The organism is Candidatus Nanopelagicales bacterium (assembly GCA_037045355.1).
GTDB lineage: Bacteria > Actinomycetota > Actinomycetes > S36-B12.
Map to the genome: position 1 here is coordinate 16142 of JBAOHO010000008.1, position 23369 is coordinate 39510.

19 protein-coding genes and 1 pseudogene are annotated in these 23369 nt (G+C 66.6%); 15 read left to right on the forward strand and 5 right to left on the reverse strand.

The genetic code is table 11. The features are described from left to right. Window positions 1-29: 29 nt before the first annotated feature. Window positions 30-266 carry a hypothetical protein gene (locus V9E98_01015; protein MEI2715575.1) on the reverse strand — a complete coding sequence of 79 codons (237 nt, stop codon included), beginning with the start codon at window positions 264-266 and terminating at the stop codon, window positions 30-32. A gap of 75 nt (window positions 267-341) precedes the next feature. Between V9E98_01015 and V9E98_01020 the strand changes: the two genes are divergently transcribed. Further along, a complete protein-coding gene (locus tag V9E98_01020) occupies window positions 342-842 on the forward strand; it encodes a putative toxin-antitoxin system toxin component, PIN family (protein ID MEI2715576.1) in 501 nt (166 codons plus the stop codon). A gap of 260 nt (window positions 843-1102) precedes the next feature. Continuing rightward, window positions 1103-2182, forward strand: coding sequence for a hypothetical protein (locus tag V9E98_01025; protein ID MEI2715577.1), 1080 nt, complete (start codon window positions 1103-1105; stop codon window positions 2180-2182). 151 nt (window positions 2183-2333) lie between these two features. Here V9E98_01025 and V9E98_01030 read toward each other — a convergent pair whose 3' ends face one another. Beyond that, the gene (locus V9E98_01030) at window positions 2334-5438 is read right to left on the reverse strand and encodes a glycoside hydrolase family 2 TIM barrel-domain containing protein (protein MEI2715578.1); all 3105 of its coding nucleotides are present in this window, start codon (window positions 5436-5438) and stop codon (window positions 2334-2336) included. Between the two features lie 162 nt (window positions 5439-5600). Next, complete coding sequence (locus V9E98_01035; protein MEI2715579.1) at window positions 5601-6467, reverse strand: pirin family protein; 867 nt, start codon at window positions 6465-6467, stop codon at window positions 5601-5603. Window positions 6468-6683: 216 nt separating this feature from the next. Between V9E98_01035 and V9E98_01040 the strand changes: the two genes are divergently transcribed. The 13 genes and pseudogenes from V9E98_01040 to V9E98_01100 all read left to right on the forward strand — a co-directional run bounded on the left by V9E98_01040 (window position 6684) and on the right by V9E98_01100 (window position 21100). Then, a complete protein-coding gene (locus tag V9E98_01040) occupies window positions 6684-7505 on the forward strand; it encodes an MIP/aquaporin family protein (GenBank protein MEI2715580.1) in 822 nt (273 codons plus the stop codon). A gap of 58 nt (window positions 7506-7563) precedes the next feature. Next, a complete protein-coding gene (glpK, locus tag V9E98_01045) occupies window positions 7564-9060 on the forward strand; it encodes a glycerol kinase GlpK (protein MEI2715581.1) in 1497 nt (498 codons plus the stop codon). Window positions 9061-9122: 62 nt separating this feature from the next. Further along, the gene (locus tag V9E98_01050) at window positions 9123-10196 is read left to right on the forward strand and encodes a hypothetical protein (protein ID MEI2715582.1); all 1074 of its coding nucleotides are present in this window, start codon (window positions 9123-9125) and stop codon (window positions 10194-10196) included. A gap of 61 nt (window positions 10197-10257) precedes the next feature. Further along, window positions 10258-11913: a methyl-accepting chemotaxis protein gene (locus V9E98_01055; GenBank protein ID MEI2715583.1), complete on the forward strand. Its 1656-nt coding sequence runs from the start codon at window positions 10258-10260 to the stop codon at window positions 11911-11913. Window positions 11914-11916: 3 nt separating this feature from the next. Further along, window positions 11917-14175 (forward strand): chemotaxis protein CheW, encoded by a 2259-nt coding sequence (locus V9E98_01060; protein MEI2715584.1) that lies wholly within the window; start codon window positions 11917-11919, stop codon window positions 14173-14175. Next, window positions 14168-14632, forward strand: coding sequence for a chemotaxis protein CheW (locus V9E98_01065; protein ID MEI2715585.1), 465 nt, complete (start codon window positions 14168-14170; stop codon window positions 14630-14632). The genes V9E98_01060 and V9E98_01065 overlap by 8 nt, the downstream gene beginning before the upstream one ends. Further along, a complete protein-coding gene (locus V9E98_01070) occupies window positions 14625-14981 on the forward strand; it encodes a response regulator (protein ID MEI2715586.1) in 357 nt (118 codons plus the stop codon). The genes V9E98_01065 and V9E98_01070 overlap by 8 nt, the downstream gene beginning before the upstream one ends. Before the next feature lie 2 nt (window positions 14982-14983). Continuing rightward, window positions 14984-16042, forward strand: coding sequence for a chemotaxis-specific protein-glutamate methyltransferase CheB (gene cheB, locus V9E98_01075; GenBank protein MEI2715587.1), 1059 nt, complete (start codon window positions 14984-14986; stop codon window positions 16040-16042). After that, window positions 16039-16872 (forward strand): annotated as a pseudogene (locus V9E98_01080) (protein-glutamate O-methyltransferase CheR). Before cheB ends, V9E98_01080 begins: the two are co-directional and overlap by 4 nt. Beyond that, window positions 16862-17341, forward strand: a complete 480-nt coding sequence (locus tag V9E98_01085; protein ID MEI2715588.1) for a chemotaxis protein CheX — start codon at window positions 16862-16864, stop codon at window positions 17339-17341. Before V9E98_01080 ends, V9E98_01085 begins: the two are co-directional and overlap by 11 nt. Then, window positions 17338-18303, forward strand: coding sequence for a diguanylate cyclase (locus V9E98_01090; GenBank protein ID MEI2715589.1), 966 nt, complete (start codon window positions 17338-17340; stop codon window positions 18301-18303). The genes V9E98_01085 and V9E98_01090 overlap by 4 nt, the downstream gene beginning before the upstream one ends. Before the next feature lie 13 nt (window positions 18304-18316). After that, window positions 18317-20131 (forward strand): FUSC family protein, encoded by a 1815-nt coding sequence (locus V9E98_01095; protein ID MEI2715590.1) that lies wholly within the window; start codon window positions 18317-18319, stop codon window positions 20129-20131. 57 nt (window positions 20132-20188) lie between these two features. Continuing rightward, entirely contained in the window at window positions 20189-21100 is a 912-nt protein-coding gene (locus V9E98_01100; GenBank protein MEI2715591.1) for a diguanylate cyclase, read from the forward strand. A 139-nt stretch (window positions 21101-21239) separates the two neighbouring features. Here the strand turns inward: V9E98_01100 and V9E98_01105 are convergent, their stop codons facing one another. Beyond that, entirely contained in the window at window positions 21240-22313 is a 1074-nt protein-coding gene (locus tag V9E98_01105) for a B12-binding domain-containing protein (GenBank protein ID MEI2715592.1), read from the reverse strand. Further along, window positions 22310-23140: a GGDEF domain-containing protein gene (locus V9E98_01110; GenBank protein MEI2715593.1), complete on the reverse strand. Its 831-nt coding sequence runs from the start codon at window positions 23138-23140 to the stop codon at window positions 22310-22312. Before V9E98_01110 ends, V9E98_01105 begins: the two co-directional genes overlap by 4 nt. Window positions 23141-23369 lie beyond the last annotated feature (229 nt).

Sequence of the window (23369 nt, forward strand, 5' to 3'; positions counted from 1 at the left end):
ACCGTAGCGAGTCCGCAACCCGTTCGACGTCACAGCGCACGGCGGTAGGCGTGCAGCTCGTCACGGGCAATGAACGCCGCTTCGGCTTCGGTCACGGCATTGTCCGCGGCTGCATCCAGAATCCGCGTGAGACGCCGCCTCGCCAGAACACGGCGCACGGCAGCTTCGAGGAGTTCGTCAGTGCTGCCACCAGTTCGGCTGGCTTCTGAGTCCAACTGCTCCCACACGGACTGCTCCATGGAGATCCGGCGATCGACCTTGGTCATCGTCACGCCTCCCGCTTGTCCAGCCCTCGCAGTCTACTCGCGAGGGTGCGGATGTCACCTGAGACGATGACCGGCATGACCGTCCGCCCGCAAGGTCCACTGCGACTCGTACTGGACACGTCGGTCTATGTCACTGCGGTGCTGTCCGCCCGCTCGGACGGGCATTGCAGGCAGTTGTTGGAGGCAGCGGCAGCCGATGAGATCACCGTGATCGTCTCCCCAAGCCTCCTGGCCGAACTGAGAGGAGTGCTGGGTCGCGACAAGTTTCGCCGCTGGATTCCGCTGAGCGAGGTTGATCCATTCGTCTGGTCCGTTGCGGCGGTCGCCGAGCAACGGCCAGACAGTGACGTCATCCCCGCCGTCGATAGAGCCTGCCAAGATCCGGGGGATCGCTATCTGGTGGCGCTCGCCCGGTCGGGTGATGCGCACTACCTGGTCAGTACGGACCGTGATTTGACCGAGATGAACCACCCGCAGGTATTGGTGCGGACCCCTACCGAGATCGCCCAGATGCTTGCCCAGCCAGCAGAACTCGGCTCGGGGGCCGCGGCCGACCCTCGCACCGAGGAGGAGTGACATTGAGTCGGCGCCCGAGGACAGTCACGTCGCCCGCGCGGGTTGGGGCCGGCTGCTCAACAGTGTGGGCACTCTGATGGTGTTGCGGTGGTGTCTGACTCTGAAGTTGATGGGTCCCGGTACCAAGAAGTCGCGTTTCGGAGCAGCATCTGTGAGGTGCATCACTGACTCAGTCGTGTCAGCCTGCCTAGCCTGGGGAACGTAACTGGCCTGGGGGACGTCGGAAACGGTGGACCAGTCATCGTGGAGGGGAATCAGTCGTGTTTGTTCGCGCAGCGGCGCTCGCGTGCGCGGCGGTGTTGGTCCTTCCCGCGACCCACGCGGTCGCGGCAGAGCCCGACGACAAGGGCAAGCCCGCTCCCACCGCACAGGACAAACTCATCGTCACCCCGCTGCAGCAGGCGCAGGACCGCGTCGACGACGCCCGCGCCGACTACGAGAAGGCGAAAGACACGGCCGATCGCTTGCTGCGTCAAGCCGACGCCGCCCGGGGTCGCGCCGACGATGCCCGGCGAGACCTCGGCAACTTTGCGCGCGAGGCCTATGCCTCGGGGGTCAGCGAGGAACTCCTCGGACTCGCCTCCCTGTTGGACGCACCGAATCCCTCCGACGTCATCCGGCGCGCGACCGTCGCCGAGTTGCTCGCCATCCACCAGGACACCGAAGTCGCCAAAGCGTTGACGGCACTCGGTCGCGCCGACATCCTGCGCGAAGAAGCGGAGGTGCTGGTCGACCGGGCTCGCGAAGAGGTCGACCGTGCCGAGGCTGCTCTGGAGGCGCTGAAGCGCAACCTCGCGTTGATGGGCAAGCAGGCCCAGGGCCCGGCGAGCGGTCCTGGAGCCGCCGAGCTCAACAAGCTGTGCCTCCAGGCGCAGATGATCATCGACGTATGCATGACCCCGCCGTGGAGTGAGCAGAATCTGACCCGCGACGCGGTCCTGGTCGAGCGCTACACCCACATCGGCTGGCCCCAGATCAAGGTCGTCGGAGGCTGGCGACCGAGCGACCCCTATCCCGATCACCCCAGCGGGCGGGCCGTGGACATCATGATGCCGGCCGGCGGGGGGACCGCCGAGGACGTCGCCCTGGGCGACGACATCGCGCGCTACTTCCAGGAGAACGCGGCCGACTACGGCATCTACTACATGATCTGGCGGCAGCGGATCTGGAAGAACGGCGACCCCATCGGGCAGTGGACCGGCATGTCCGACCGCGGCTCCCCGACCGCGAACCACATGGATCACGTCCACATCACCGTGACCGACGGGACCAGTGGACGGGGCTTCGACCTCGCGGTGCAGCGGTCAGCGGCGCTGCAGGACGAACTGATCCGCCGCTGACGTTCGTTCTGCCTGGCGTTCCCTCTCGGCTGGCGTTCCCTGCGCACTGCTGATGCCTCCGCGTCGTTGCACCTCGTGCGCTGAGTCGACTCGTGCTGCGGTGGCCGACGCTCGTCACCGGACGCTCCCCGGCAGCTCATCCGGGCGAAGCTCAGTCGGCGCTGAAGCGGGCCGTCACCTCGATCGGCTCCCCAGCGGGGATCTTGTACTGCGGCAACAGGTTGGCCACTCCGGGCGTATCGCCACCGACACCGCGCTGGCGCCGGTCGATGTTCACCGTCACCGCGCTGGTGTGTTCGAGGTCATGGATGTGTTCCGCCGCGTCGAGTGCTTCCTGCGTGTACGGCCAGGCAGTGAATCCCAGCCGCGCCCCGTTGACGTCGTCGACGCGCAGCCGACCGAACGACCCGACGGCCTCCAGCCACCTGACCTGGCTGTGGTTGCCGTTCTCCTGTGGCCGCATGTAGTCGTGGCAGAGTTCCAGGGGCGAACCTTGATGGATCGCGGTCTGGGCTCCGCGCAGGCGATCGATGTAGTTCTCGTGCGGGCCCTTGCCGTACCAACGGACAACGTCGACGTCGGGCAACTGCAAGGTGAAGCCGAGTCGGATCATCGCCTTCTTCGGAGTGACTGCGTGGTGGGCGATGAACGAACCGTCCGGTAGGAAGTCGTACCAGAGCACACCGTTGCGGAAGTGCCGACACCGCAACTGGAACGCGAGCCGCACGATCCGATCGTTCGGCATCACCGTGAACCGTTGGACGGAGACGTTGGGGTCCTGCCAGGAGTAGTCGATGGCGAAGCGCTGCAGGCGCGGGTCGAAGTTGCCGAACCCGCGGTTGTTGTCCGTCAACGCCCGCCAGTAGTTGCGCCGCAGCGGGTTGGCCAGTAGTTCTCGCTCCCCGACCCGCCACGACTCGATCGACCCGTCAGCGAGGTTCACCGTGAACAGACAATCCCCGGCCGTGACCACGGCGCTGTCGGCGCGGGTGACCACCACCGGAGCGGGTGAGCCAGGGCCGAAGTACGGCAGCGGTGTGACGTCGCGCCGGACCTCGAACTCGTCGTAGGCAACCGTCGACCCGGCTGGTACAGCGGGATGGTCATCCAGTGTCGTGAAGGAGAAGCGGACGACGACATCGCCTCCGTCGGTCGGCGGCACGGCTGCCGGGACGTCCCACTCGACGCTGTCCCACGGATCCAGCGGCACCGGATCCAGGTGCTGCGCCGACACCACGTGACCGTCCACGAGCACCTCGACCCGAGGTCGGAACCGGTCCGCGTTCGTGAAGGAATGCCGATTCGTCAGTCGGTACCTGCCGCGGCGGGGGTCGACCGCCTCGACCACCAGGTTGCGATATCCCCAGAACACCTCCCGGGCCGCGGGATGTTCGCTGCGATCGGCGGCCAGGATTCCGTTCGCGCAGAAGTACCGGTGCGTGGGGTGGTCGCCGAAGTCGCCGCCGTACAACCACTGATCCTGACCCTCCGGGGTGACCCGATGGATGGACTGGTCGATGTAGTCCCAGATGAACCCGCCCGCCATGTTGCGGTAGCGGTAGAACACGTCCACGTACTCCGCGAAGTTACCCAGGCTGTTCTCCATGGCGTGCGAGTACTCGCACAACAGCACCGGCCGACCGGCCATCAGTTCCGGGGTCAACAGCTTGTCGTCGGTGAACAGCCGGTTCGTGACCAGTGTCGTGGCGGCCGGTTTCAGCGTCTCGTGCCGGCCCAACATGGCCAGTTGCTCGGCGGTGGCGTACATGCGCGACACGACGTCACTGATGACGGGATTGTGGTCGCCCTCGTAGTGGAACGGCCGCGAGTCGTCGAGGGCCAGAGCGGCTTGGCGCATGCGCAGGAAGTTGCCTCCGCCGGGTCCACCCTCACCGGCTTCGTTGCCCAACGACCACATGACGATGCTGGGGTGGTTACGGTCGGCCAACACCATACGTTCCATGCGGTCGACCACGGCCGCGGTCCACATCGGGTTGTCACCGGGAACATTCTTGCGCCTGACCCCGTGGGTTTCCAGATCGCACTCGTCCATGACGTACAGACCCAGCTCGTCGCACAGGTCGTACAGGATCTGCGGGTTCGGATAGTGACTCGTGCGGATGGCGTTGATGTTGAGCTGCTTGGCTTTCGTCAGGTCGTGGCGGTAGCGGTGTTGCGGCACGGCCCACCCGTGATCCGGGTCGAAGTCGTGCCGGTTCACGCCCTTGAACATGATCCGCTGCCCGTTGACCAGGAGTTGTTCATCGACGATCTCGACACAGCGGATGCCGGTTCGAGTGCTCTTGACGTGGAGGATGTCGTCACCGGATGCCAGGACCGCCGCGACCTCGTAAAGGTGCGGTGTCTCGGCGGTCCACAGTTGTGCGTTCGGCACCGCGATGGTCAGGGTGATTCGCTGATCGCCCGCGGCGACGTCCCGCTGGGCTGCGGGCTCCCACGTGTCACTTCCCGGGTGCCTGATCATCATCCGCACCGAGATCTGGCGGCGTACCGCGGAGACCCCGTGGAGGTCGACGGTGCACTGCAGCTGACCGTCGACGTACGGAGCCGTCAGCAGCGGCTTGACCCACAGGTCATGGATCGCGGTACGAGGTTCGCTGTTGAGCCACACGGGACGGAAGATGCCGCTGAAGAACCACATGTCCTGGTCCTCGAGGTAGCTGCCGTCGGTGAACCGAAACACCACGGCGGTCAGGGTGTTGGCTCCCGGCCGGATCAAACGGCTGATGTCGAACTCCGCGGGCAGGAACGAGCCCTGCGTGTAACCGGCGAACGCACCGTTGACGAACAGGTACATACCGGCCTTCACACCTTCGAACACCACAGTGGTGTGCCGGTCGAGCCAGTTCTCCGGGAGTGTGAACTCGCGCGTGTAGACGCCTAACTCGTTGCGGTCGGCGTCGATGTCCGGAATCCGCCCCTTGCGCTTGCCGATCCCGGGGGGATAGGTGTTCGCGAGGTAGTAGGGAATCCCGTAGCCGTGCAACTGCCACACGCCCGGGACCGGCAGGTGATCTGAGCTCGTCGCGCCCTCGGCGCCGAGGTCGAGTGGGTCCAGGTCCGCGACACCTTGGTGCCAGTCGAACCGCCACTCACCGGACAGGTCCAGGCGATGGTCGGCATCGTCGGGGACGCGATCCAACCCCGCGCGACCCGCGATGACGGACCGACCCGGCAGCCGGTCGACGCCGAACACGGCAGGGTCCTGCCAGGCGTCGGGGGAGATGCTGGTCACGCGGGCCTCCTCACGGGAACCTCGCCCATCGGGATGGTTCCGGGCTCTGTTGTGTCGGGGGACGGGTTGTGTCGGGGGACGGGTTGTGTCGGGGGACGGGTTGTCTCGGGAGTCTGGTTGTCGGGGTCGCCAGTCGATGCAGTGCACCCGCCGCAGGGGCCGTCACAAGGGTGGTGCCGGCATCCACACCTCGTGGTCGTCGGGCACGACGGGGAAGCGCTGAGCGTCCCAGTCGGACTTCGCCTGCTCGATCAGGGCGCGGTCGGATGCGACGAAGTTCCACCAGATGAAGCGGTCGCCGACGGGGTCACCGGCGAGCAGCATGGCGCGACCGGTGCCGTGCAACTCCACAGGCTCGTCACGGGCCAGTACTGCCGCCTGACCGGGTGTCAGTGCCCTTCCGGCGACGGACAACTGGCCCTGGATCGCGATGACCGCGCGCTGCGGGTACTCCGCGGGGATCGTCACGGACGCATCCCGCAACCGGATCTCTGCCTCCAGCAGCGGCGACGATCCCACGACCGGAGAGGTCTGCCCCCACCCTGCACCCGCGGCCATCGCGATCTCGACTCCCGGCGCGCGCTCGTGGGGGATCTCATCGGCGTCGGCGTGTTCGAAAAACGGCACGTGCCCTTCATGTTCCACCGGCAGAGCTACCCAGGTCTGTAAACCTGCGAGAGTATGGCCGCCCTCGCGCAAGGCGGCGGGTGAGCGTTCCGTGTGGCAGACACCTGCCCCGGCTGTCATCCAGTTGACGTCCCCCGGGGCGATATCGGCCACGGCGCCGGTCGAGTCGCGGTGGAGCAATCCGCCGGAGAACAGGTAGCTGAGCGTCGACAGCCCGATGTGCGGGTGTGCGTCGATGTCGGAGCCCGTCCCTTGCGCGTACTCCTCCGGCCCGATGATGTCGGCGAAGATGAACGGCCCGACCATGCGTCGGTGACGGTACGGCAGTACCCGCCTGACGACGGACTCACCGATCGGTCGTTCCCGGGGATCGATCACCATTTCGATGGCGGTTGCGGTCACGTCACCGTCCTACCACCGATATTCGGGGGAATGAACCCCGGCAGCGGTTTCCCTCTCGTGTTCTGGGGCGGGTCGTCGTACGGTGGAGGCAGAAGCCCCGTCGCCTCCCCCGTCGGCGGGGCTTCCCCCTTGCCACCGGGCCCCTCCCGGGCCGCTCGCCACCCGGGCCCCTCCCGGGCCGCTCGCCACCCCGGGCCGCCTTCCCGCCCTGGTCCTGTGCCCGCCGGGCACCCGCTGATCCGACATCCGGCATCCGGCCCGATGCGCTGGTATATATCCGGGGTGGGCTTCGACTACTACTTCCACACGATCGCGCTCAACGAGTTCATGGGCACCGCGATCCTGGTTGCGCTGGGGTGCGGTGTCGGCGCCCTGTCCGGACTGAAGAACAGTCTGGGGTACGGCAAGGGCAACTGGATGCTCACGGCCTTCGGCTGGGGCATGGCCGTCTACGTGGGCGCCAGTGTCGCGTGGAACTCAGGCGCGAACATCAATCCGGCGGTCACGCTGGCGCTGACCGTCAACGGCACCCAGACGTGGGCCGAGTTCCCCTTCTACATCCTGGGCCAGATGGCCGGGGGCATCTTCGGTGCCTTCCTGGTGTATCTCGTCTACAAGAAGCAGTTCGACACCGAGGACCATCCGGAAACAACCGGCGGCATCTTCTACACCTCGCCGGGGGTCCGTTCCCTGGGATGGAACGTGGTGAGCGAGGCCATTGCGACGTTCATCCTCGTGTACTGGATCGTGCAACAGTCCCCCTGGGAACCCGCGGTCGCCGACCAGCCTCCGGAGTTCGGCAACATCGCGCTCGGATACGCGGGCGTGGCTTTCGCCGTCATCGCGATCGGTGCGGGAATGGGTGGCGCCACGGGCTATGCATTGAATCCGGCCCGCGACCTCGGGCCTCGGATCGCCTACGCCTTGATGCCCATCAAGGGCAAGCAGAAGATCGACTGGGGTTACTCCTGGGTTCCGGTCGTCGGCCCCTGCATCGGTGCCCTGATCGCCACAGTCTTGTACATGGTCAACTTCTAGTCTGGTCATTCCAGATTCCAGCGCGCACACGTTCGGCTTTCTCGAAAGGACAGTCCCGATGGCACAAGCAGTGATGGCGATCGACCAGGGAACCACCTCGACGCGGGCCATCGTGTTCGGTCACGACGGCGTGCCCATCGCCAGCGACCAACTCGAACACGAGCAGATCTTCCCGCAACCGGGCTGGGTCGAACACGACCCCATGGAGATCTGGGAGAACACCCGCGAAGTCATGGGCGGTGCCCTGGGCCGCGCGAACCTGGCGGTGTCCGACATCGCCGCCATCGGCATCACGCAGCAGCGTGAGACCACGATCGTGTGGGACCAGTCGACCGGACTGCCGATCTACAACGCGATCGTGTGGCAGGACACCCGCACCCAGGAGATCTGCGACTCACTGGGAGACGTCGACCAGTACCGGTCCCGCACCGGGTTACCGATCGCCACGTACTTCGCCGCCCCCAAGGTGCGCTGGATCTTGGACAACGTGCCCGGAGCGCGGGAGAAGGCGGACGCCGGGGACCTGCTCATGGGAACCATCGACACCTGGCTGTTGTGGAACCTGACCGGCGGCGTCAACGGTGGGCTGCACGTCACCGACCCCACCAACGCGTCCCGCACCTTGCTGATGAACCTGCAGACGTTGCAGTGGGACCCACAGATCGCCGCTGAGATCGGCGTCCCGATGTCGATGCTGCCGCAGATCCGCAGCTCGTCGGAGGTCTACGGCACAGTGGCTGCCCCGCCCGGGATGGAAGGGGTCCCGATCGCAGGCATCCTCGGCGACCAGCAGGCCGCCACGTTCGGACAGGCGTGCCTGAGTCCCGGCGAGGCCAAGAACACCTACGGCACCGGGAACTTCGTCCTGCTGAACACGGGTACGGAGATGGTGCTGAGCCAGAACGGACTGCTCACGACCGTCTGCTACAAGATCGGCGAAGAGGAAACCGTCTACGCCCTCGAAGGGTCGATCGCCGTCACCGGCAGTCTCATCCAGTGGCTGCGCGACAATCTGAAGTTGATCTCGTCCGCACCGCAGATCGAAGAATTGGCGCGCAGTGTCGACAACAACGGCGACTGCTACTTCGTGCCGGCGTTCTCGGGCCTGTTCGCGCCCTACTGGCGCGGTGATGCGCGCGGAGCGATCGTCGGGTTGACCCGATTCGTCAACCGGGGACACATCGCTCGAGCCGCCCTCGAAGCGGCCGCCTACCAGTCCCGCGAGGTCATCGAAGCCATGGAGGCCGACTCCGGTGTCCCGCTCGTGACGCTCAAGGTCGATGGCGGCATGGTCGTCAACGAGGTGCTGATGCAGTTCCAGGCGGACATCTTGGGAGTCCCGGTCATCCGCCCGCGCACCATCGAGACCACCGCTCTCGGTGCTGCATACGCCGCTGGGCTCGCGACCGGCTTCTGGGCCAGCCAGGACGACATCCGCGCCAACTGGGCGGAAGGCAAACGGTGGGAACCGCAGATGTCCGAAGAGGAGCGGGAACGATTGTTCGCCCGCTGGAAGCATGCGGTGGAACGGACCTTCGACTGGATCGAGAGCTGAGGGGCGCACTCCAAAGACGCTGATCCCGGCTGAGTGACCGCGACGAGAACGGACCTCCGACAGTGACGTCGACGACTTCGTCTCGGCTGCTGGACCAGCCCACCTGGTTCGCTGCGGTCATGGGCACCGCCGCGGTTTCGACGGTCGCAGCCGTCAACCCGGGACAACTGTCCAGTCTTGAGCCGGCCAGCGATGCGTTCGCCTGGCTGTTGTGGGCGATGAGTGTCGCGTTCTTCGTGTTCCTCGCCATCCGCGACCTGGCGGTGCGGCGCCTGGCGCCGTCCATCTGGGCGGGCTTGAAGGACCCGGCGATCGGGCCCGGCTACGCCACGATCCCCGGGGCCATCAACGTCCTCGCCCTCGCGACCTTGCGCCTGACGGGAATCATGGACCACTCGTGGGGCCCCTGGCTGGTGCTGGGCCTGGCTGTCGTGGGAACCGCCATGGGGCTGGCGCTGACGGTGGTGTTCTTCGTCAACGCCTTCGAAAGCGACAACGTGCACGCGGAGGGCATCTCGGGGACCTGGTTCATCCCCGAGACGGTCATCCTGCTGGGGGCGATCCTCTTCGGCACCATCGGCACCTCGCTTCCCACTTCGTGGCACCGCACCATGGGCGTGCTGTCGTTCGCCTGCCTGGGGATGGGGCTGTTGCTGTTCGCCCTGACCGCCAGCCTGTTCTTCAACCGCCTGGTGCTGCACCGGCAAGCCGACAACGTGGGAGCCCCTGCGATGTGGATCATGATCAGCCCGTTGTCGGTGGGCGCCCTGGCGCTGCCGACGGTCGCGGCCAACACGTCGGAACTCAGTGGCACGTGGGGGTCCGCGGTGATCCAGTCCGCGGATTTCCTGGCGTCGCTGCTGTGGGGATTCTCGTTGTGGTGGGTGGCCGCCGCGACCCTCGTCACCATCCACGTCGGTCGGCGCGCGTTGACGTTCACGCCGGCCGATTGGGGGTTCGTGTTCCCGTCGGCGGCCCTGGTGCTGTCCACCCTCGCTCTGGGCCGACTGTGGCAGTCCGGGTTCGTCGAGGGCCTGGCAATCGCCTTCAGCTTCTTCCTCGTTCTGCTCTGGGTCAGCGTGCTGTTCTCGGCGATCGCCAGCCTGGCTCGAGAGCGCAGGGCAGCCGGAGCATGACTGCATCGGGATCTGCCGTGTTCTCGGCGCCTGAGTCGCGACTGAGCCCTAATGTGTTTGTGTGATCAGGGCATTACGCAAGGTGAAGGTGAGTGTCCGACTGGGATTGACCTCTGCTGTCCTCGTCGTGCTTCTGCTGGCGGTCATCGCACTGAGTCTGTTCGCGTCCAAGACGCTGCACGACTCCCAGGAAGCCATCATCGAACAGAGCCAAGTCGAGCAGGACGTACTCGACGTCAAGTTCGAGGCAGCCGACCTCAACGGCTGGCAGACGATGTACGTGTGGGAGGCGATTCGGGAGGACGCCGGCGCTCCAGACGACAACGCCGGTACTCGCGCTGCTTTCGTGGAGTCCGCGGCGAACTTCGAGGAGTCCCTCACCCGGCTCACTGATCGAGACCTCTCAGCGGAGCAACGGTCCGACGTCGATGAACTCCGGGCACTGTATGACGGATTCCAGTCGATCGATGACGACGTGATGGCGCTCCTCGAAGGCGGCACCAGCAAGGACTTGGATGACGCGCTGAGGTTGACGACGGTGACCGCCGTGGACCAGTACGCGGACCTCGCTGATTCGGCCGAACGATTGGCGGCGGATGTTGTCGCGCGCACCGACGAGATCAACGCGGAGGCCGATGCCCGCGCCCAGCAGCTCATGGTGATCACCTTGATCCTCGGGGGGCTCGCGATCGTCCTGTCGCTCATACTGGTTCTCTTCACGACCCGCTCCATCACAGAGCCACTGGCGGACATGGTGACGGTGCTCCGCAAGGTGGCGCGCGGGGACCTCACCCCGCGAGTCAACGACCCGAGCCGGGACGAGATCGCCCGGATGGGGGTGGCACTGGACGAGACTCTCGACACCGTGACGGGAACCATCAACTCGATCGCCGACAGTTCCAACACGCTGTCCGCTTCGTCGGAGGAACTGCAGGCAGTGAGCCAGAGCATGGGTGCCACGGCTGAGGAGACCGCCCAGCAGGCCGAATCCGTGTCCGCGGCCGCGGAACAGGTGTCACACAGCCTCCAGGTGGTGTCCACCGGCGCGGAGGAGATGTCGGCCTCCATCCGGGAGATCGCCGGAAGCACCAGTCATGCAGCCGACGTCGGTGCCCAAGCGGCGTCAGTGGCGCGAACCACTCGCGAGACCGTGCTGCGTCTGGGGGCCAGCTCCGCGGAGATCGGTGACGTCACCCGCACCATCACCTCGATCGCACAGCAGACGAACCTGTTGGCCCTTAACGCCACAATCGAAGCGGCCCGTGCCGGCGAGGCGGGCAAGGGCTTCTCGGTCGTCGCGAGTGAGGTCAAGGACCTCGCGCGATTGACGGTGAGCTCCAGCGAGGAGATCGCCGAGAAGTTGGCGGCCATCCAGTCGGGGACCGATGACGCGGTGGCGGCGATCGGCCAGATCACCGACATCATCGAGCAGATCAACGAGATGCAGACCACGGTGGCGGCGGCGGTCGAGGAGCAGGCCCTGACCGCCCGGGAGATCGGGCACAGCATCTCCGACGCCGCCAACGGGTCAACGGATATCGCCCGCAACATCGTCGGGGCGGCTGAGGCCGCGCAGGACACCAGTCGCAGTGCCGTGTCCACTCAACAGGCAGCCACCGAACTGGCCCGGCTGGCGGGCGAGCTGCTGGCCCTGGTCCGGCAGTTCAACGTGTCCGGCACGGCGACTGCGACGCCGGGTACTGCCGCCGGCAGGTGAACCGTGGACCCCGATGACGAACTCGTCCAGGCGTTCCTGGAGGAGAGCGGGGAGAACCTCGACCAGTTGGATCTCGACCTGGTCGCCCTCGAGGAGAGTCCCGACGATCCGGAGTTGCTGGCCCGGGTGTTCCGCACGATTCACACCGTCAAGGGCACCTGCGGATTCCTGGGGTACCACCGGTTGGAGGCCCTGTCCCACGCCGGTGAGGACGTCCTCGCGCTGCTGCGGGCCGGTGACCTGCGCCTCGACGAACAGATCACGACCGCCCTGCTGAGTCTGGTCGACGCCATCAGAGAAGTCCTCGACTCGGTAGCCGAGACCGGAGACGAGGGCGAGCACGATCACACTGCTGTCATCACCGCCCTGCGCGCCTGTCTACCGGGCGCGCCCCAACCACGAACTGTTCCGACCGCGACCGACGAGCGCGGCTCCGGCCCCGAGCCCGAGGCCCCCGAGGCCCCCGAGCCGACGCCGGGCGGCGAGCAACCACCGGACAACCCTCACTTGGCGCACCGCGAGGACACGTCGGTACGGATTGATGTCGCGGTGCTTGATCAACTGCAGGACATGGTGGGGGAGTTGACCCTCGCCCGACTGCGGATCGGTGAGTCAATTCCAGACGACGATCCCTTGGCCCAGCCGTTCCGACGGCTGACCTTGATCACGCGGGACCTGCAGGAGACCGTGATGCAGGCCCGACTGCAACGCATCGGTGTGGCGACGAGTCGGCTGCATCGGGTCGTGCGCGACGTTGCTGCAGACGAGGACAAGCAAGTCCGACTGGAGGTCCTCGGCGAGGATGTGACTGTCGACAAGACCATCAACGAAGTCATCAGGGATCCCCTGGTACACATCGTGCGGAACGCCGTCGACCACGGTGTGGAAATGCCGGCGGACCGGGTCGCCGCGGGAAAGCCCGAGCAGGCTCTGATCCGCGTATCGGCTTCACTCGTCGGCGGCGGAGTCCATATCGACGTCAGCGACGACGGCCGCGGAATCGACGTCGAAGCGCTGGCGCACAAGGTTGTGTCGCTGGGTCTGCAGACTCCTCAGCAAGTCGAGCGGATGTCCGTATCCGACCTCTACTCGCTGCTGTTCCTCCCCGGCGTCTCGACGGCCAGTCGGGTCACCAGCGTCTCCGGTCGCGGGGTGGGAATGGACGCCGTGCGGTCCACGCTCGAGGCAGTCGGAGGCAGCGTCGAGGTCTGGTCGCAACCCGGAGTGGGCGCCACGTTCCACATCAGCGTCCCGTTGACTCTGGCGGTTCTGCCCGCCGTGATCGTCGGTTGCGGGGACGGCAAGTTCACGATCCCGCAGTCCGACATCCGATCGATCGTCCGCGTTCCGCCCGCCGACGTCGAGCGCCGTGTTCACACGGTGGGTCAGGCTCGGTTCCTGCGGGACCGCGGTGCGCTCCTGCCGCTGGTGGACCTGGCCGCGTATCTCGAGATCACCGGTCGACCGGCTGAGGCTCGGGTGGGCCCGGTGGTGGCTGGGGTGGGCCCGGTGGAGGCTGGGGTGGGCCCGGTGGAGGCTGGGGTGGGGCCGCCCGGCGAAGGCGCTGGACTGGAGATGGTGGTGGTGGACCGGGGCGACCGCAGGTACGGCCTGATCGTCGACTCCGTGGGTGACAGCGTCGAGGCGGTGGTGAAGCCGCTGCCCCGGGCGCTGACGAGGGTTCCGTGCTACTCGGGCACGACGATCTTGGCCGACGGGCGCCCGTCCTTGATCCTCGACACTCTGGCGCCGGCCCGCGCGGCGGACATCCACGAGCGGCCCGCGAACGACCTCGACAACGGTGCTGCCGACGAGGGAGCACCTGCCGAGCAGTTGTTGACCCTGTCGCTGGGCGAGCAGCAGATGGTTCTTCCTCTGGATCGAGTGCAGCGACTGGTGCGCCGCCCCAGCGCAGATATCGAACCCAGTGGCCATGAGGAGGTCGTTCAGCTGGAGGGGGAGATCCTGCCGGTCATCCGTCTCGCCGAGCAACTCAACCTGCCCGGTGCTGTGCGGCCGGACACCCATGACATCCACCTGGTCGTGTGCCGGTCTCCGGTCGGGCTGGTGGCGTTGCTCGTCGATGACGTTCACGACATCCATCGCGCACCCCGAGTGGAACTGGAGCCGATCGAGGAGTTCGGCTACCTCGGTCGAGCCGTGGTCGCGGATCGGGTCACGGAGTTCCTCGACATCGATGCCCTGGTCCATGCAGGACTCAGTCATCGCGTGGCCGGCGGATCGGCGGTGGCCGGTGACTGACGTGACGCTGGCGACCTTCCGTGCGGCTGGGTTGCGGTTCGCCGTCCCGGTCGAGCGCATCCAGGAAGTCCTGGGCGAGCAGGCGCTCGAGCCGGTACCACGCGCCCCCAGCGCTGTGGCCGGCCTCATCAACCTCCGGGGTCAGATTCTGGCAGCCATCGACTTGCGCCGACGATTGGGACTGTCTCCGCGACCGCCTGAGCTCGCGGAGACGCATCTGATCGTACGGTCGGGAAGCAATCTCGAAAGCCTCGTTGTGGACCTGCCCGACGAAGTCGTGACCCTCGATGACACGACTCCCGCCCCGGTTCCCGACACGATTCCATCCTCGATGGTGCCGTATCTGACCGCTGCCCATGAGACGGTGGACTCCCTTGTCCTGGTGCTGGACCTCGATCTGGTTCTGGCCGTCGCCGAAAGGGGTGTGGGATCCGACAATGATCGCGTTGGTGATTGACGACTCGCGAGCAGTGAGGGTGATGATCGGGCGGATGCTCGCGTCATTGGACTTCGAGATTCTTCAGGCGGCGAACGGCCAAGAGGGCCTGGACCAACTGTCCGCTGGGGTTGTTCCGGACGTTGTCCTGGTGGATTGGCACATGCCGGTACTGACTGGTATCGAGTTCGTCACTGCTGCGCGGTCGAAGTCCTACGGCTACTCAGGGCCGATCGTCATGGTCACCACGGAGACCGAGGTCGACAGCATCGGGCGGGCCCTTGCCGCCGGGGCCAACGAGTACGTGATGAAACCGTTCGATGTCGAGGTGCTGCGCGACAAGTTGAGCATCCTCGGCCTGGTGGAGTGACGGTGTCCCCACCCGCTCGGGCGCCTCATCGGGTGCTGATCATCGACGACTCTGCTGTCGCGCGCCAGGCCGTCGCTCGTTCCGTGCGCGATGCCGGGATGGTCGTCGCCGGATTGGCGCGCAACGGTCGCGACGGACTGGACCAGATCGCTGAGGCGGCTCCTGATCTGGTGGTGCTCGACCTCGAGATGCCGGAGATGGACGGGATGGAGTTCCTGCGCCACCTGCGGCGCAGGGACCGGCGGCTGCCGGTTGTGGTGTTCAGCGCGCTGTCGGCTCAGGGTGCGGAAGCCACGTTGGCGGCCTTGGCCGCAGGAGCCACCGCCTACGCGTTGAAACCCACGTCGCTGGCCGGTACGGCCTCGGGGGATGTGAACTCTGAGCTGGTCCCGGTCATCAACTCCGTCCTGCAGCGGGACCTCGTGACTCAGGCCCCGGCTCCGGCTGCCCCTCGACCCCGGCGGGTGTCCGGCAGGCCCGACGTCGTCGTGATCGCCGTGTCCACCGGGGGGCCGAACGCTCTGGCGGCCGTCATCGCGGAGTTGCCCGCGAATCTGAGCGTCCCGGTGATGATCGTCCAGCACATGCCGGCGACCTTCACGTCGCTACTCGCCCAGCGGCTCGACAAGATCAGCGCGCTGTCGGTGCTCGAGGGTCATCAGGGCCAGCCCGTCGACGCTGGTCACGTCTACGTCGCACCGGGAGGTCGCCATATGGGGGTCGAGCGGCGCGATTCCGCGGTGCGCATCGACATTCACGACGGGCCGCGTGAGAACTCGTGCCGACCCGCGGCGGACGTGCTGTTCCGAACGGCAGCGGATGCCTACGGGAGCGGTGTTCTGGGCGTCGTGCTGACCGGGATGGGTCAGGATGGACTGGCCGGATCGCACGCCATCGTCGCTGCCGGGGGCACCGTTGTGGTGCAGGACCCCGCGACCGCTGTGGTGGGCACGATGCCGGATAGCGTCGCTCGCGCCGGCTTGGCGGACGCTGTCGTGCCGCTGGACGGTATTGCCGCTGAGATCGTCACCCGGACGGTAGGTGCTCGGCGGAATCCATGACTGTCTCGGATGACGACTACGCGTTTCTCAAGGCGCTGATGCAGGAGCGCTTGGGGCATCGGCTCGACGATGGCAAGGGGTATCTGATCAACTCACGCCTGGGTCCTCTCGTACAGGAACGGGGGCACCGAGATGTCGGTGGGCTCCTGCAGGAGGTCCGAAACGGCGACGCGCACCTGCGGTCTGCAGTGGTAGAGGCGATGACGATCAACGAGACGTCGTTCTTCCGTGACTATCAGGTCTTCGCGGCGCTGCGGGACGTCGTACTTCCGGAACTTGTGCGCACTCGATCGGGCAGGTTGTCATTCTGGTCAGCGGCAGCGGCATCCGGTCAGGAGGCCTACAGCTTGGCGATGATGATGGAGGACGACTTCCCCCGCGTCCCAACTCCGACGATTCTGGCCACCGACGTCTCCAACGCCGCGCTTGACCAAGCGCGGGCCGGTCGTTACACCCAACTCGAGGTGAACCGGGGGCTGCCCGTACAGGCGTTGACGCGGCACTTCACACAGGTCGATCGGGACTGGTACATCCGTCCCGACCTGCGGAACAGGGTGGAGTTCCGGCAGTTGAATCTCGCGGGTCCCTGGCCCGCTCTGTGACCCATGGACCTGATCCTGCTGCGCAACGTCCTCCTCTACTTGCACGATGACACCCGAAGCCGTGTGCTGCACCACGCCGCGCGCGCACTTCGTCCGGGCGGGTACCTTGTGCTCGGAAGTGCGGAGAACATGATGGCCGACCTGCCCGAACTGGAATCCGTCGTGGTTGGCCGAACCGTGCTCAGGCGTGCCCCGGGCGCCATTGAGGGGGCTGCTGATGCTGGATGAACACATCGACTCGGCTGTGTGCACGGTGTGGACAGTCGTCTGCGGTTCTGAGTTGGAGCGGGCCCCGGTGGAGCCCGGTGCCGTGTCGGGAGTCACCGGCTTCGTCACGCTCGACGGGGCGTTCAACGGAGCGGTCATGGTGCAGTGCAGCACCGAACTCGCGCAGACGCTGACGGCGGCGATGTTCGGTTCGCCCGAGGCCGCCCCCGATCGTGCGGACGTCCGCGACGCCGTCGGCGAGCTGACCAACATGATCGCCGGGAACCTCAAACCGTTGTTGCCGGGACCCTCCGGAATCGGACTGCCCGTCGTCGCTTTCGGCGCCGACCACGACGTGCAGATTCTGCGCGCCGAACCTGTGGGTGTGGTCGGATTCGTCAGTGGGGGCCAGCCCCTGCTCGTCACCATCGTCCGGCGTGCCGACCCGCCCGAGGAGCGTGCGGACCCGCCCGAGGAGGTGGAACCGTGAGCGATGAGGAGTCGCAGCATGTCGCAGAGGTCGAGGGCGCCGAGGAGTTCCGGACTGTCTTGGTCGTGGACGACTCCACCGCCATTCGCCAGATTCTGAGTCGGCAACTGCGCGAGGGTGGGTACCGGGTCAGGCAGGCCGCCGATGGCGCCGAGGCCTTGGAGATGTGCCACACGGAACGTCCGGATCTGGTGCTGCTGGATGTCGACATGCCGGTGCTGGACGGGTTGGCCACACTGCGGCAGATGAAGGCCGACCCGGAGTTGGCGCGCACCCCCGTTTTGTTCCTGACTGCGCGGACCACGGCCACGGATGTGGCGGAGGGTTTGGGGTTGGGTGCACAGGACTATCTGCGCAAACCATGCGAGCCGGCCGAGTTGCTCGCTCGCGTCTCGGTCGCAATGGCCGCCAACCAGCAGGAACGCCGACTGCTCAAGCGCAATCGGCAGTTGGATGCCCTCAGTGCCACCGATCCCTTGACGGGGCTGGGCAACCGTCGCCGGTTCGACACCCGAGTGGCCGAGCTCCGTGAAAGTGGCCCCGAGGTCCCCGTCGGAGTCGCGATGCTCGACATCGATCACTTCAAGCGGATCAACGACACCGAAGGGCATGTGGCCGGAGACATGGTGCTCACGGTGCTGGCCGCTCGACTGCGTGGCGTGATCTCGGACGAGGACACCTTGGTCAGGTGGGGAGGCGAAGAACTGCTCTTGCTGCTCAGCGCCGACCGGGTCGACAGTCTGCCGGTCATGGCCACCTTGATGAACGCGGCGGTCGCCGGAAGTCCGATGGCGGTGGGCGTCGACCACACTGTCCCGGTGACGGTGAGTGTCGGTTGGGCCCGAGGACGGATCGCCGATCTGGACTCGGTCATCGCGGCCGCCGACACGGCGCTCTATCGCGCGAAGAGTGAGGGCCGCAACCGAGTGTGTGCCGCCGCTCACGACCAGCCCGACCCCTGACATACTCCTGCGCGTGGGCCACACCGGTTTGGCGCGACTGAAGTCCGCCCTCAGTGGGCAACCCGGGACACCTGTCGCCTGGCGCAACAGCGTTGCCGTGGTCGCGGGGATGGTCGTCGCCGGCGGGTCGGGACTCGTGGTCGATCAGTACGTGGGTGGTCGCACTTTCGCGGTGTCCTTGATCGTCGGGATGTTCCTCGGCTTGGTCGCCGTGGCTGGGCCGTTTTTCATGGCCTTGCGGCTGATCGTGGGAATCGGAGTCCTCCTCACTGGGGCGGTCGGACTTGCGGTCGTCGCCCTCGACCACGCGTGGCTGGCGGTCCTGGGGATCGTGATCTTGGTGTTCGTGGGCACGGTGTGGACTGCGATCCCTCTCGTCGGAGGACCTCTGGGTTCTTTCCCGACCCTGGTGTACGTGATGGTCCTGGCGCAGGGGCAGACGCTGACCGGCGGCGGAGTGGCAGGGCGGGTGATGCTGGGGTCGGTGGTCGGAGTCGTCGGAGGCCTGGTGGTGCTCGTCGCGTTCTCCGGATGGGATCCACGCAAAGCAACCAGGGGGCTGGTCGCGGGTAGTTGGGGGTCAGGGGCGACCGGGCAACAACAAGGTGCGGCGCTGCAGGTGCTCCGGCTGGATTCCGCCCCCCGCTCGTACGTGTCGTTGGTCCGCGCCGCCGTCATCGCCCGGATCGCTCGCAACCGGTTGGAATCGGACAGCGCCACCAGCACCTATCAGCACGGCACCGCGGCGCAAGAGACGATCGCTGCCACCGTGCTCCCCCGCGGCGCGATGGTCCCGCGCCCTGTGCCCACGTCGGTCGACGATGCCCGGCACGAGATGCAGGCGGCGAGTACGTCCGCTCCGGACCGGGCGGTGGTCTACGCGTGGGAGCGCTGGCAGGCTTCCCTCGGGTACGCGTCCGCGATCCTCACCGGTCGGACGGTGCCGCGTGCGGACACGATCACGGGCGGGACCCTGGCCGCCGAAATGGTTCGTTCCGTGCTGCACCCGGAGTCGGCCAGCTTCCGCTACGGCGTGCAACGCGCTGTCGCATTGGGAATCGCCACCTTCGTCATGCTCAGCACGGATCTTCCGGAGTTCTATTGGGTGCTCCTCACCATCTTCGCGGTCATGCAGACGAATGCGGTCGCGACACAGGCTCGAGCAGTTCAGTACGCCGTGGGCACCTGGATCGGAGCGCTCGCAGCGGTGGCTCTGAGCCTCGTCCTGCCGTCGGTGGTCCTCGGTGTGCTGGCCGTGGCCCTGCTGGCCGCCGGATTCGCGTGGATGGTTCGCAACTACTTGATCATGTGCGTCGCCATCGCCGCAGCGGTGGCTCTTCTGGTGGGGAGCCCGGACGGTCAGTATCTGCAGTGGGCCGGACTGCGCGCGCTCGACTGCACCGTCGGCGCCCTGACCGCCGTGGCTGTCTCCGCCTTCATCCTGCGCGTACGACCCCATCCCGAACTCCACGTCGAACAAGCACGAGACGCGCTGTTGACGACGCTCGCCCGGTTGCGGGCCGGTCTTGCCGACGAGCACGTCGATATGGCGCCGGTCTTGGCAAGCCAAGCGTCCCTGCAGCGGGCGCTTTCCAACTTGCGATCCGACATCCAGCTCACCCGGGATTCCGACTGGGCCACCGAGCAGTTGGCGCAACTCACGGACGTGAATGACCGGGTCATCGCCTTGGGCTCAGTCGTCGTCGAACGCGCCGGCAGCCGGTCGGCCGAGGACCGGCGCAGCGATGAGGTCCTCGTCAGCAAGGGGCTGGAGGATGCCGAACGTCGGGTCCGAGCCATCCCTGTCGCCGCCGCGTCGCCGACCTGACGAAGCGCCAGAGACACTGGGCCGCGACTAGGATCGTCCAATCGCGGAAGGTCCCACATGAGTGAGTTGCCCTCGCAGTACTGGCGGGCACTGATCGAGAGCGCACTGGACGTCATCATCGTCACGGAGGCGACGCCGCTCAGCTCACCGGGCCCGCGGATCGTCTACGTGAACCCGGCGTTCACCAGGCTCACCGGCTACGAACCGCACGAGGTCATCGGACTCAATCCCCGCATCCTGCAGCGCGAGGGGTCGACGGATCCCGCCACGACGTCGGCGATCCGCGCGGCCTTGGAGGAGAAGAAGCCCTTCGACGGCGTGATCCGGAACTTCGACCGGCACGGGAGGGCCTACTGGCTGCACCTGCACATCATTCCGCTGTTGGACGAGGCGGGCGACGTGGCGTTCTTCGCGGCCATCGAAAGGGATGTCACCGACGAGCAGGCGCAGCTGGAGCGGTTGGCGGAGCAAGCGAGCCGGGATACCGGGACGGGGTTGTTGAACCGGCGCGCTCTGGAAGGCGCGGTGGCGGAGATCTGGGACCGCAGCCTGACCTCTGATCCACCCCACTGCGCGATCATCGTGGACGTTGACGATTTCAAGGGGGTCAACGACGATCTCGGCCACCCCACGGGGGACGCAGCACTTCGCGCGGTCGCCGCAGCGATTCGGGCGAGCATCCGAGACAGCGACTTCGCGGTCCGACTCGGTGGTGATGAGTTCGCTGTGGTGCTGCCACGCATCTCGTCGTGCGATGCAATGGCGATGGCGGACCGCATTCGGCGGCGCGTGCCGCGGGAGTGTCAGGCAGTCGACGACCGGATGACCGGCGTCACGGTCAGTGTCGGCGTAGCGTCGACCACGCCTGCGACGTCAGGTCTTGCCACCGTGCTGGCGTCGGCCGATGAGGCGTTGTACCGGGCCAAGGCTCGGGGGAAGAACACGGTCGTGGCCGCCACTGATCCGTGACGCCACCTGATCGGTCGATCGGTCGATCACAGAGGGCTGCCATGTCGGGAATGCGGCACACCGGCGTTCACAGCCTCCTTCGCAGGACGGGCCGGTCTCGCCAGAAGCCCCAGCCGCCGGCCGGGGTCCGGCGGGACGATCAGAGATCGACGACGGGCTCCGCGGAGCACATCGCCAGAGCCCGGCTGGTCGCGGCTCGCATCAGCGGTACCGAATCAGGCAGCACCGGTCCCAGCAGATCGAAGGCGGAGGCCACGAAGGCAACCGGGAGATCGCGTGCGCGTAGGACCGCCTCGAACCATTCGACGTAGTTGCTCAGGATGTCGTCGTCACCGACGAGGACCGCGCATTGGATGGCCTTGAGGGTGGCCGAGAGGTCGTTGATGGTGGCTTGGTACCTCGCTGAGTCGGTGGTCAGGACTGGCCAACGGTCCAGGCTTTCGGACCCGGCGCGCTCGAGGATGCGTTCTCGCTCCCGGCTCGACTCGAAGATCTCGGTGCTGGTCACCGGATCCGAGATCGGATCCCGCGGAACTGGGGTCGGTTCTTGTGTGGCGGCGGCGATCAGGTCGGCGCCGCTGGCGAAATCGGGAGCCCACTGATCGGCACCCAAGGCGAGACCCCACCTGCCCTCGGGGCCGAAGCCGCGTCCGCCGATCACGATCGTGGCACCCAGCCCACGCAGAGTCGATATCGTGCGCCAGGCACCGACCAGCGACAGTTGCATCGAGCAGGTGAGCGCGACTGGCCCGACCCGGTCACTGTCGAGGAAGAGGGGGAGGTCTGATGCCGGGACGGACGGCCCGATGAGTTGGGCGTCGAAACCGTGCAGCCGCAGCGTCTCCGCCGCCATACGCCCAGGCAGGACGTGCCACTCACCCTCGGTGCACAAAACCAGTGCCTTGCCGCGTTCTCCCTCCGCCGGTGCGCCCGGGATCTGCATGGCCGTGTCGCTGACCGTCTGCAACACCAGGTCCGCGACGGCGGACGCCCGGTGTTCCATGGCGACCGTCCATTCACCGTCCTGCCATCCCTGGCCGACACACACCTGGCCGTAGGCGATCAGGTCCGAGATGATCGCCGTGGCAGCGACGCCCCGATCGAGCAGACCCACCGCGATGTCGGTGGCGACGCGTCTGTTGCCTTCGGCCAGTGCGGCCACATAGTCGTCCTGGATGTGGTCGAAGTCCGGGACCTGGATGCTCTCGGTCATTCGCGTTCCTGTTCTGGATGGGTGTCGTCGTCCCCGGCGATGATGCGGTCACGACCGGCGTTCTTCGCCCGATACATCAAGGCGTCCGCGAGTCGAAGTGCGCGCTGGCCGGCCGGCTCCTCGGCGGCGCCCTGTTCGGGAACCGGGCACACGCCGGCGCTGAACGTGATCGACAAGGGGCGGGACTTCGGCCAGGACGCGCGCAGCCGATGCAACGTGTCGGTGGCATCCGACAGAGTGGTTCGTGGGAATACGATCCCGAACTCCTCGCCACCCAGTCGGCCCACGATGTCTTCGTCACGCAGGTTCGCGCGCAGATGCTGGGCGAACGCGATCAGGACGGCATCGCCGACTTCGTGTCCATGGACGTCGTTGACCCGTTTGAAATGGTCGACGTCCAGCAGGGCGACACAGTCCCCGGGGCCGCACCGGTTGATGGACATGTCCAGTGATCGCCGGTTCCACAAGCCGGTGAGCGGATCTGTCGTGGCTCGCACGACGAGTCGCTCGGCCCCGGTTCTGCTGTTGAGAATCCGGCGGGCGTCGGACACCAGTGGGGTCAGGTAGTTGCCCAGCAGTTGGGCGGACTCGGAATCGGCTGCCACCGGAACCATCGGCTCGCCGTCACCGATCGTCATGTCGATGGGCAGCGCCATGGGATCGGAGGTGTCCGCGGGAGCAGGGGTGGCACCCAGTTGTGCGCACAGCCAGTCGACGCAGGACTGAACCGCTGTTTGGTCGCCGGCCGCAAGCAAGCGCCGTGTCGCCAGATATGCGGCACGGATAGCGGAGGCTTCGTCGATCCCTGACAAAGGCCGCGCTGACACATATCGATGGTAAGCGCGTGCGTTACTCAACAGATAACCTTCACTACCGTTCGTGGCGGCGTCGCGGATGTGCTGGTCAAGCGGCCTCTTCGCTCTGGCGTTTCGCGGGCCCACGCTCCCGTTGCTTCGGGCATCAGTCTGGGCGTGTTCCGTCATTGGCCTGCAGCCACCGAGAGTGGGCTTGTCTGCCACGCACATTCCCTCCGATATGTGTACCATCGTGTGTACG

What these genes read in the sequence shown, in the direction of transcription:
- V9E98_01100 (MEI2715591.1), top strand. Translation starts at nt 20,189, where the DNA reads ATGAGTGAGTTGCCCTCGCAGTACTGGCGGGCACTGATCGAGAGCGCA.
- V9E98_01015 (MEI2715575.1), bottom strand. Translation starts at nt 266, where the DNA reads ATGACCAAGGTCGATCGCCGGATCTCCATGGAGCAGTCCGTGTGGGAG.
- V9E98_01020 (MEI2715576.1), top strand. Translation starts at nt 342, where the DNA reads ATGACCGTCCGCCCGCAAGGTCCACTGCGACTCGTACTGGACACGTCG.
- glpK (MEI2715581.1), top strand. Translation starts at nt 7,564, where the DNA reads ATGGCACAAGCAGTGATGGCGATCGACCAGGGAACCACCTCGACGCGG.
- V9E98_01105 (MEI2715592.1), bottom strand. Translation starts at nt 22,313, where the DNA reads ATGACCGAGAGCATCCAGGTCCCGGACTTCGACCACATCCAGGACGAC.
- V9E98_01085 (MEI2715588.1), top strand. Translation starts at nt 16,862, where the DNA reads ATGCTGGATGAACACATCGACTCGGCTGTGTGCACGGTGTGGACAGTC.